Raw genomic sequence first — 10,386 nt, 5'->3', positions numbered from 1 at the left:
GTTCCCGTGCCGCTCCCGAGGGAGGTGCCGAGGGGGGTGCCACCTCCGGAGGCGAGCGTGACGGCTTGCGAGAGCAGCTGGGCGCCCGGTGACGACGAAGGGGCGCCGGCCATGGCCAGCGCCCTCGGTCGGCGGGGTCTCCGCCGGTCCGCGTCGATCTCCGCGACCACGGTGGCGCCCAGCAGCGCCCGGGGGACCGAATCGGTGAGCAGCGTCGGGGAGCCGCGGCCGTCGTAGGCGGCGAGCGCGGCCCGGACGGCCTCCTTCCCGAGCCATACCGCCGAACCCTCGTCCCCGACGAGCCAGCCGTAGCCGTCCGCGCGCTGCACGATCGCCCCGTCGTTGATGACCGCCGCGCCGGCGCCTGTGCCGGAGAACACCACGATGCCCTTGGGCTCGCTGGTTCCGGCGGCGAACGCCACCGCGATATCGGTCACCACCGCGGGCGAGCCGCGCAGGCCGACGGCCTGCCAGGCCTGCCGCGCCGCCGCGACGGCCGCGGGCCGCCCGGCGGAGCCGGCACCGGCGATGCCGAACACGCCGGTGAGGATGTGGGTTCGGTCCAGGTCCCCGAGCGCCTCCCGCAGGGCGGTGGTCAGCGCCCCAGCGGTGTCGCCTCCAGAGTTGGGATTTGCCCCTGGGCCGGTGCCGGAACCGGCCAGAGCACCCCCCAGCGTCAGTACGACGCAGCGGGTCTTCGTGCCACCCGCGTCGATACCGACCACGTAAGGACCGGCCAAATGGGTCAACACATGGCGACCGTAGCCTTTTCTACCGTTGACGTGACATCCAGCGCGTAAGAAAATTTCCATCATGAGGAAACCCATCGGCTCCGAGCGGAGCCTCGAGCAGGGCCCCGAGCGGGGGATCACGGGGGAGCCCGGTTCACCACGGGACCAGGCGGCGGGCCAGGCCCCGGAGCGGGACCGGGACAGCACGCCGCTGAGCACCGTGGTCCGGGTCCGCTCGCTGCTGCCCTCGCTGCCCCCCGCGGAGCGGCGAGTCGCCCAACGCGTCATCGACGACCCGGAAGGAGTCGCCAATTCCACCATCACCGAACTCGCGCAGACCTGCGGCACCTCTGAGACCACGGTCATCCGGTTCTGCCGGGCGATCGGGTTCCACGGGTACCCCGAGCTGCGGCTGACCCTCGCCACGGAGGCCGGGCGGGCGCAGAGCGCCGCCGGGGGCAGGGTCATCGGCAGCGACATCAGTCCCGACGACTCCCTCGAACAGATCGTTGAGAAGGTGACCTTCGCCGATGCCCGGGCCGTGGAGGAGACCGCCTCCCAGCTCGACATCAAGATGCTCGAACAGGTCGTGGACGCGGTCGTCGCCGCGGACCGGGTCGACGTCTACGGCGTGGGCGCCAGCGCGTTCGTCGCGGCCGACTTCCAGCAGAAGCTGCACCGCATCGGACGGATCTGCTCGGCGTGGGCGGACGCCCACATCATGCTCACCAGCGCCGCGGTGCTGGGCCCCACCAGCGTGGCGATCGGCATCTCGCACACGGGCTCGACCGTGGAGACCATCGACGCGCTGGAGGTCGCCAAGAGCAGGGGCGCCAAGACCGTGGCGCTCACCAACTTCCCCAAGTCCCCGATCGCGGAGATGGCCGACCTGATCCTGACCACGGCGGCGCGGGAGACCACCTTCCGCTCCGGCGCCACAGCGAGCCGGCTGGCGCAGCTCACCGTGGTCGACTGCCTCTTCGTCGGAGTGGCGCAGCGCACCTACGGGCCGACCCGCAAGGCCCTGGAAGCCACATTCGAGGCGGTCCGCGGCCGGACCGTGCGACCCGACCGGAGGCGTCGGTGATCGATTGCGAGCTGCCCACCGAGGGACGGAACCCCCGCACCCTCGACGTCGACACGCTGCCCACCCTGGAGGTGCTGCGCCTGATCAACTCTGAGGACGCGACCGTTCCGATGGCCGTGGCGTCCGTCCTGCCGGAGGTTGCCCGGCTGGTGGACCTCGCCGTGGAGTCGCTGCGCGCTGGAGGACGCGTGCACTACTTCGGCGCGGGCACATCGGGACGGCTCGCGGTGATCGACGCCGCCGAGCTGCCGCCCACGTTCGGCATCTGGGGGCGGGTGGTCGCCCACCACGCCGGTGGGCCGGGCGCGCTGTCCCAGGCGATCTCCGACGTCGAGGACGACGTCGAGCTCGGCCGCCGGGACGCACGCGACGTCCGGCCCGGCGACATCGCCGTCGGCATCGCGGCGAGCGGCCGCACACCCTACGTGGTGGGCGCGCTGCGCGCCGCCGCCGCCGTCGGCGCCCGCACCGCGCTGATCAGCTGCAACCCGCACACCCCGTACGGGGACGAGGTGGAGGTGCACATCGGCCTCGCGACCGGACCCGAGGTGATCACCGGGTCCACCCGGATGAAGGCGGGCACGGCGACCAAGCTCGTGCTCAACTCCTTCTCCACCACGCTGATGATCAGGATGGGCCGGACCTATTCCAACCTGATGGTCAGCGTGAACGCACTGAACTCCAAGCTGCGCGCCCGGCTCGTGCGCATCCTCACCGAGGCGACGGGCATGGACGCGCGGACCTGCGAGAACGCGCTGACGGAAGCAGGAGGGAACACGCGCGTGGCGCTGGTCTCACTTCTCGGTGAGGTGCCCGCGGCGCGCGCGACGGTTCTACTGGAGGAGACCGACGGGGGCGTGCGAGAGGCTCTTCAACGGCTCAGATCAGCCTGATCGAGGATCCGGGGGCCGGCCGGTAGTTGGGGCCGGCGGCCTTTCGGACGGGGGCGCACGGCAGAACGGGGTTCGGGGATCGGTCCGAGATCGCCTACCATCGGGCCGTGCCAGATGAACGACGCGGGACGCCCAGAGCTGTGATCACCGACTGGGGCGGCGTCCTGACCTCACCGCTCAACGAGGCGATCGACGTGTGGCTCGCCGCCGAACGCATCGACGTCGGGCGGTACAAGGACGTGATGCGCGCCTGGGTGAAGCAGGCGTACGACGGCGCCGGGACGAACCCGATCCACGGGCTCGAAGACGGCAGCCTCCCCACCGGGGACTTCGAGCGCCTCCTCGCCGCCGAGCTGGTCACCGCCGACGGCGGGCCCGTCGCGGCGGCGGGCCTCATCGCCCGCATGTTCGGGGCGTTCACCCCCGTCCGGCCCATGTACGACGCGCTCCGTGCCGCCCGGGCCGCCGGAGCCCGTACGGCAGTCCTGTCCAACTCGTGGGGCAACGACTACCCCCGCGACCTGTTCGCCGAGGTCTTCGACGCCGTCGTCATCTCCTCGGAGGTCGGCCTCCGCAAGCCCGACGAGCGGATCTTCCGGCACGCGCTCGCCCTCCTCGGCCTGGACGCCGCCGACTGCGTCTTCATCGACGACATCGCGCACAACGTCCGCGCCGCCGAGGACCTCGGGCTCCACGGCATCCACCACACCGGGCCCGACACGACCATCGCCGAACTGCGCGCGTTGGGCCTCCTGCCGTGACCGTCTGGCAGACTGGCTGACCTCATGCGCGTCTACCTGCCGTCCACGCTCACGCTCCTCGCCGGCGTCCACGCCGCCCAGGAGATCGGCCCCGCGCCGGTCGCGGCCCACGCGGTCACGCCCGCGCTGCGCGAGTGGTACGCGGGCGGCGACCTGGAGGAGCTGGAGTACGCGGCGCTGTCCGCCGCCGCCCGCGCCTCCCTGCGGCTCCTCGCCGCCGACCCGGCCGCGCCGCGCCGCCGCGTCGTCCTCGCCGCCGAGATCCCCGACCAACTGGTCACCTGGCCGCGCGGCGACGCCGGTCTGGGCAACGGCGACCGCGCCCTCGTGGAGGTCTCCGAAGCGATCTCGTGGCAGCGGATCGCGTCCGGGCATGTGGACGACGCGAACGCCGCCGCCGACATCGCCGCGGCCGCCGACGCCCTCCCCGCCGCCGACGCCGGCGACGACGACGCCCGCTTCACCGTCGACGGCGCCGAAGGCCACGAACTCCTCTGGTACGCCACCCAGGAACTCCCACACCTGCTCGACTGACCGGCACATGGGCGGGTAGGCCCCGGCACGTCGGACAAAGCCGTCGCAATCGCAGGGGGAGCCGTCACATGGACGCCGTCACCACCGTGCCCGTACCGGTGAACGAGCACGTCAAGACCTACGCACCCGGCAGCGGCGAGCGGGCCGCGCTGGAGGCGAGGATCAAGGAGCTCGGCGGCGGGCAGACCGAGCTGACCATGACGATCGGCGGCGACCAGCGCATGGGCGCGGGCACGCCGATCGACGTCGTCGAGCCGCACAACCACGGCCACGTCCTCGGCCGGATGGGCGAGGCGACCGAACCGGACGTGGCCGAGGCGATCTCGGCCGCCCGCGAGGCGGCGCCCGGATGGCGGGCCATGGCGTTCGAGGACCGCGCCGCGATCTTCCTCCGCGCCGCCGACCTCCTCGCCGGGCCGTGGCGCCCGACGGTGAACGCCGCCACGGTCCTCGGGCAGTCCAAGTCCGTGCAGCAGGCCGAGATCGACGCGGCCTGCGAGCTGATCGACTTCTGGCGGTTCAACGTCGGCTACGCGCAGCGGATCCACGAGATCCAGCCGCTGTCGTCCCCGGGCGTGTGGAACCGCCTCGAATACCGGCCGCTGGAGGGGTTCGTCCTCGCGATCACGCCGTTCAACTTCAGCGCGATCGCCGGGAACCTGCCGACGTCGCCCGCGCTGATGGGCAACGTCGTGGTGTGGAAACCGTCCCCGACGCAGCAGCTCGCCGCGCACTTCACCATGCGGCTGCTGGAGGCCGCCGGGCTCCCGCCCGGCGTGATCAACCTCGTCACCGGGAACGGGCAGGCCGTCTCGAACGTGGCGCTGCGCCACCCCGACCTCGCCGGGCTGCACTTCACCGGCTCCGCCGCCACCTTCCAGACCCTCTGGCGGACGATCGGCGAGAACATCGCCGCCTACAAGGGCTATCCCCGGATCGTCGGCGAGACCGGCGGCAAGGACTTCGTCGTCGCCCACCCGACGGCCGACCCGGCGGTGCTGAAGACCGCGCTCGTCCGCGGCGCCTTCGAGTACCAGGGGCAGAAGTGCTCCGCCGCGTCCCGCGCCTACATCCCGCGCTCCGTCTGGGACCGGATGCGGGACGAGTTCCTCGCCGAGACCGAGTCCCTCACCATGGGCAACGTCGCCGAGGACCTGTCGCTGTTCATGGGCGCGGTGATCGACGACCGGGCGTTCGCCAAGCACCGCCGCGCGATCGAACGGGCCCGCGGCGTCGACACCATCACGATCCTCACCGGCGGGGAGTGGGACGACTCGTCCGGCTACTTCGTGCGGCCGACCGTCCTGGAGTCGTCCGACCCGACCGACGAGATCTTCACCACGGAGTACTTCGGGCCGATCCTCGGCGTGCACGTCTACGACGACGGCGACTACGACGCCGTCCTGCACCAGATGGAGAGCGTGTCCGAGTACGGCCTGACCGGCGCGATCATCGCCGAGGACCGCGCCGCGGCCGCCGCCGCCACCGAGACGCTCCGGTTCGCGGCCGGGAACTTCTACATCAACGACAAGCCGACCGGGTCGATCGTCGGGCAGCAGCCGTTCGGCGGCGCCCGCGCGTCCGGCACCAACGACAAGGCGGGCTCGGTGTTCAACCTCACCCGCTGGACCAGCGTCCGCTCCATCAAGGAGACGCTCGTCCCGCCGACCGACCACCGCTACCCGCACATGGGCCCCTGACCCCGGCATGGGCCTCTGACCCCGGCGGCCCGTTCCCGTCCAGGGCACGGTTGCGGACGGCACCCGGAAGGCCGGACGATAAGCTCGCCCCGCCGCTCCGGTCGGGCGGGCCGGCGCAGGGGCCGCCGCCGCCCGTACACGCTCGTCCAACCTCGCATGGGAACGGGATGTCGACGCTCAACCGTCTGGTGCTGTGGAACATCGATCACACCCTGGTCGACGTCGGGCGGGTCACCCGGGACGCCTACGCCGAGGCGTTCCAGCGGACCATCGGGCGCCCCCTCGTCCGGCTGGCGCCGACCCCCGGCCGCACCGAGTCCGAGATCATCTTCGAGACCCTCGCGTTCAACGACGTCGTCACCACCGACGACCATCTGCACGCCTTCATGGCCGCGCTCGCCGAGGCGTTCGCGACCCGCCGCTCCGACGTGCGCGCCCACGGCCGCGTCCTGACCGGGGCCCGCGAGGCCGTCGAGGCGCTCTCCCATGTGCCCGGCGTCGTCCAGTCGGTGCTCACCGGGTCCGTCCAGCCGAACGCGGTCGTGAAGGTGACCGAGCTGGGCCTCGCCCCCCACCTCGACCTGGACGCGGGCGGCTACGAGAACGGCGTCTACAGCAAGGCCGCCCTCCTGGAGCTGGCCCGCACCCGCGCCGGGGAACGGCACGGCGCCCGCTACCCCGAGGCCGCCACCGTCTACATCGCCGACTCGCCGCGTGACGTCCAGGCCGCCCACATCGCCGGCTCCCCGATCATCGCCGTCGCCACCGGCAGCGCCACCGAGGCCGAGCTGCGCGCCGCCGGCGCCGAACGCGTCGTTGCGACCCTCGCCGACACCAAGGCCGTCGTCAGCGCCGTCGCCGACCTGACCCGCATCTGACCTGACCCGCATCTGATCTGCCACGGGGCAGCGCGTACGCTCGGGACCGGTCTGGGAGGTTGCGCGGTGTGCGGCCCGGGCAGATATTGGGATCGCCGCGCGCCGGGGAGGGAGAGAGATGTCCCGTGAGGTTGCCGAAGGTTCGCCGCTGTGGGAGCCGTCGGAGGAGGTCGTCGCCAACGCGCGGGTGACCCGCTTCGTCCACTGGCTGTGGGACCGGGGCGTCCTCACCGAGACCTACGACGACCTGTGGCGCTGGTCGGTCACGGAGGTCGACGCGTTCTGGGACGCGATCTGGTCCTACTTCGAGGTCGTCGGCACGCGCGGCGACGGCCCGGTCCGGTCGGGCGGTCCCATGCCGGTGGACGGCCTGAAATGGTTCCCCAGCGCGACGCTCAACTACGCGGCGAACGCGCTGCGGCGGGCCGGGCAGACCCCGGACGAGACGGCGGTGATCTTCCGGTCGGAGGCGGGCGGGCACCGCGTGCTGACGTACCGGGAGCTGGCCCTGCACGTGGCCGAGGTGCGCGCGGGCCTGGCCGAGCTGGGCGTGGGCAGGGGCGACCGGGTGGCGGCGTACGTCCCGAACATCCCCGAGGCGCTGATCTGCTTCCTGGCCACGGCGTCGCTGGGCGCGATCTGGTCGTCGTGCTCCCCGGACTTTGGCTCGTCCTCGGTGATCGACCGGTTCGCGCAGATCGAGCCGAAGGTCCTGATCGCCGTGGACGGCTACGCCTACAACGGCAAGCGGTTCGACCGGCGGGAGGTCGTCGGGGAGATCGAGGCCGCGCTGCCGACCCTCGCCGCGACCGTCCTCATCCCGTACCTCGACCCTGCCGCCGCCCCGGACGGCCTGCGCGTCGGCATGCACTACGCGGACCTGCCGCGTCCCGGCCACGACGAGCTGGCGTTCGAGGACGTCCCGTTCGACCACCCGCTGTGGGTGGTCTACTCGTCCGGCACGACCGGGCTGCCGAAACCGCTCGTCCACGGCCACGGCGGGGTCGTGCTGGAACACCTCAAGGCGCTGTCGTTCCATCAGGACCTCGGCCCCGGGGACGTGTTCTTCTGGTTCACCACCACCGGCTGGATGATGTGGAACTACCTCATCAGCGGCCTGCTGGTGGGCTCCACCGTCGTCATGTACGACGGCGCCCCGCTCGACCTGTGGACGCTGGCCGCCGAGAACGGCGTCACGTACATGGGCGTCGGCGCGCCGTACATCATGGCGTCCGCGAAGGAGGGCCGCAGGCCCGGCGCGGAACTCGACCTGACGGCGCTGCGCGGCATCGGCTCGACCGGTTCGCCGCTGCCGCCCGAGGGGTTCGCCTGGGTGTACGACGCCGTCAGCGGGGACCTGCCGCTCGGCTCGTTCTCCGGCGGCACCGACCTGTGCACCGGGTTCGTCGGCCCCTCGCCGCTGCTGCCGCTGCGCGCGGGCGTCATCCAGTGCCGCGGCCTCGGCGCCAAGGTGGAGGCGTTCGCCGACGACGGCAAGCCCGTCGCGGACGAGGTCGGTGAGCTGGTCATCACCGAGCCGATGCCGTCCATGCCCGTCTTCTTCTGGAACGACGAGGGCGGCGAGCGGTACCGCGAGTCCTATTTCGACATGTACCCGGGCGTGTGGCGGCACGGCGACTGGGTGAAGATCCTCCCGGACGGCGGCTGCGTCATCTACGGGCGGTCCGACTCCACCCTGAACCGCGGCGGCGTCCGCATGGGGACCTCCGACTTCTACCGGGTCGTGGAGGCGTTCGAGGAGATCGCCGACAGCCTCGTCATCGACACCGGGCGGCTCGGCCAGGAGGGGCGCCTGCTCCTGTACGTCCAGCTCGCGGAGGGCGCGTCCCTCACCGACGACCTGCTCGGACGGCTGAAGCGCGAGATCCGGTCGTCGCTGTCGCCGCGGCACGTCCCGGACGAGGTGCACGCCGTCCCCGGCATCCCGCGGACGCTGTCGGGCAAGAAGCTGGAGGTGCCCGTCCGCAAGATCCTGCAGGGCACCCCGGTCGACCAGGCCGCCAACCGCGACTCGATGGCCAACCCGGAGATCCTGTCCCATTTCACGCCGTAGGTCCGGTTCACCGGACGTTCGATTTCGCTTGGGTGACGGCTTGCTCGCCCGTATCGCCGCGGGACGTGACGGCACTAGGGTGGTGCTCCGGTCCAAACGTGTCCGATCGGAAGCGTGTGGGACAAATCGCTCCGTATGGTCGCCGGGGCCGGTCAACTTCCCCTCGGTCTCGGGCGTCACACAGTCAGAGGGGTGATCCGGGCTCATGTCAGGGCCCAGAGATCGAGAGAGGGACGGTTCCACGCATGGAGGTTGGGGCGCTGCGGTCCGGTGACCCGGATCGGCTGGGTTCGTACGCCCTGATCGGCCGCGTGGGCGAGGGCGGCCAGGGGGCCGTGTTCCTCGGCGTGGACGACGACGGCCACCAGGTAGCGATCAAGCTGCTGCACGCGGATCTGACGTCCGACGACAAGGCCCGCGCCCGGTTCCTGCGGGAGCTGGAGGTCGCCAAGAAGGTCGCCCCGTTCTGCACCGCCCAGGTCATCGACGCGGACGTGGACGGCGACCGGCCCTACATTGTCAGCGAGTACGTCCCGGGCCCGTCGCTGAACCAGCAGGTCCTGGAGAACGGCCCGCTCGACGGCGCCGGGCTCGACCGGCTCGCCGTCGGCACCGCGACGGCCCTCGCCGCGATCCACCAGGCGAAGATCGTCCACCGGGACTTCAAGCCGCACAACGTGCTGATCGGCCCGGACGGCCCGCGGGTCATCGACTTCGGGGTGGCGCGGGCGATCAGCGGCGGCACCACCCTCACCAGCCGGGTCATCGGCACCCCGTCCTACATGGCGCCCGAGCAGATCAGCGGCGACGAGGTCGGGACGCCCGCGGACGTGTTCTGCTGGGCGGCGACGCTGGTGTTCGCGGCCACCGGGGAGCCCCCGTTCGGCCAGGACAGCATCCCCGCCGTGATCAACCGCATCCTGAACGAGGAACCCGACCTCGGCGGCCTCGAAGGGCCGCTGCGCGCGCTGGTCCTCGACTGCCTGGAGAAGGAGCCCGCGCGCCGGCCGGGCGCGCGCCAGGTGCTGATGCGGCTGCTCGGCCACGAGGAGACCTCGCCGCTGGGCGCGCCCGCCGAGGTCCCCCACCCGACCGGCGACACCGACGAGACCGCGATGCTCGCCGCGGGGTCGGTCCGCGCGGCGGAGGTCGACGACGGCGAGCTGTTCCCCTCCGACGCGGACTACGACGACGACCGCCTCTTCGAGGACGCGCCGGCAGCCTTCCACGACGGCGGCCCGTCCCGCGACGGCCGGTCCGGCGAAGGGGCGGCCGGCAAGACGCTGCCCCGCGATTTCGCCGCCGCCCGGCACGCGGGCGACGGCCGGGACACGGTCGACAGCCGGGACGCGCCCGAAGGCCGCGGGCTGCGGCGGGTGCTGGCCGGTTCGGGCCGCTCCGCCGCCCTGGCCGGGGCCGCCGCGCTGTTCGTGGCGATCGTGGTCGTCTCGTCGGTCCTCGCGCTGGGTTCGCGCGACAACGGCAAGGCGGGGCAGAAGGTCAGCGACCCGAGCGCGCCGCCCGCGTCGTCGGACGTCCTGCCGAGCAGGGCGCCGTCCACGAGCGAGGAGCCCGCCGAGGAGACCGAGACGCCGTCGTACCGGCCGACGTCGCCCACGTGGACGCCGTCCGAGAGCCCCTCCGGTACCCCGACCGACACCGGCAGCCCGTCGCCGACCACCACGAAGACCACCACGCCGCCCCCGGACCCGTCCGGCTCGCCCGACC

9 protein-coding genes are annotated in these 10,386 nt (G+C 72.4%); 8 read left to right on the top strand and 1 reads right to left on the bottom strand.

Features of this window, described 5'->3' with window-relative positions:
* Positions 1 to 725 (bottom strand): N-acetylglucosamine kinase (locus ETD83_RS34745; RefSeq protein WP_329603031.1); only part of this gene is annotated, 725 nt, incomplete at its 3' end.
* Between the two features lie 88 nt (positions 726 to 813).
* Between ETD83_RS34745 and ETD83_RS34740 the strand changes: the two genes are divergently transcribed.
* The 8 genes from ETD83_RS34740 to ETD83_RS34705 form a co-directional block, all read left to right on the top strand.
* On the top strand, positions 814 to 1,818 hold the full coding sequence (locus ETD83_RS34740; RefSeq protein WP_230421379.1) for a MurR/RpiR family transcriptional regulator: 1,005 nt from the start codon (positions 814 to 816) through the stop codon (positions 1,816 to 1,818).
* A complete protein-coding gene (gene murQ / locus ETD83_RS34735; protein WP_138649446.1) occupies positions 1,815 to 2,711 on the top strand; it encodes an N-acetylmuramic acid 6-phosphate etherase in 897 nt (298 codons plus the stop codon). The genes ETD83_RS34740 and murQ overlap by 4 nt, the downstream gene beginning before the upstream one ends.
* Before the next feature lie 107 nt (positions 2,712 to 2,818).
* Positions 2,819 to 3,472, top strand: a complete 654-nt coding sequence (locus ETD83_RS34730; RefSeq protein ID WP_230421378.1) for an HAD-IA family hydrolase — start codon at positions 2,819 to 2,821, stop codon at positions 3,470 to 3,472.
* Between the two features lie 24 nt (positions 3,473 to 3,496).
* Positions 3,497 to 4,006, top strand: coding sequence for a DUF6912 family protein (locus ETD83_RS34725; RefSeq protein WP_138649445.1), 510 nt, complete (start codon positions 3,497 to 3,499; stop codon positions 4,004 to 4,006).
* A 68-nt stretch (positions 4,007 to 4,074) separates the two neighbouring features.
* Entirely contained in the window at positions 4,075 to 5,706 is a 1,632-nt protein-coding gene (pruA, locus tag ETD83_RS34720) for an L-glutamate gamma-semialdehyde dehydrogenase (RefSeq protein WP_138649444.1), read from the top strand.
* A gap of 167 nt (positions 5,707 to 5,873) precedes the next feature.
* Positions 5,874 to 6,584: an HAD family hydrolase gene (locus ETD83_RS34715; RefSeq protein ID WP_138649443.1), complete on the top strand. Its 711-nt coding sequence runs from the start codon at positions 5,874 to 5,876 to the stop codon at positions 6,582 to 6,584.
* Positions 6,585 to 6,702: 118 nt separating this feature from the next.
* Entirely contained in the window at positions 6,703 to 8,658 is a 1,956-nt protein-coding gene (locus ETD83_RS34710; RefSeq protein WP_138649442.1) for an acetoacetate--CoA ligase, read from the top strand.
* A 245-nt stretch (positions 8,659 to 8,903) separates the two neighbouring features.
* Positions 8,904 to 10,386 (top strand): serine/threonine-protein kinase (locus ETD83_RS34705; protein ID WP_138649441.1); only part of this gene is annotated, 1,483 nt, incomplete at its 3' end.

The organism is Actinomadura soli (genome assembly GCF_005889715.1).
GTDB lineage: Bacteria > Actinomycetota > Actinomycetes > Streptosporangiales > Streptosporangiaceae > Spirillospora > Spirillospora soli.
Note: the sequence above shows the minus strand (reverse complement) of the source record. Positions and strands in the feature narration are given on the sequence as shown.

Coding starts and splice junctions, on each gene's coding strand:
- ETD83_RS34740 (WP_230421379.1), top strand. CDS start 814: ATGAGGAAACCCATCGGCTCCGAGCGGAGCCTCGAGCAGGGCCCCGAG.
- ETD83_RS34725 (WP_138649445.1), top strand. CDS start 3,497: ATGCGCGTCTACCTGCCGTCCACGCTCACGCTCCTCGCCGGCGTCCAC.
- pruA (WP_138649444.1), top strand. CDS start 4,075: ATGGACGCCGTCACCACCGTGCCCGTACCGGTGAACGAGCACGTCAAG.
- ETD83_RS34715 (WP_138649443.1), top strand. CDS start 5,874: ATGTCGACGCTCAACCGTCTGGTGCTGTGGAACATCGATCACACCCTG.
- ETD83_RS34710 (WP_138649442.1), top strand. CDS start 6,703: ATGTCCCGTGAGGTTGCCGAAGGTTCGCCGCTGTGGGAGCCGTCGGAG.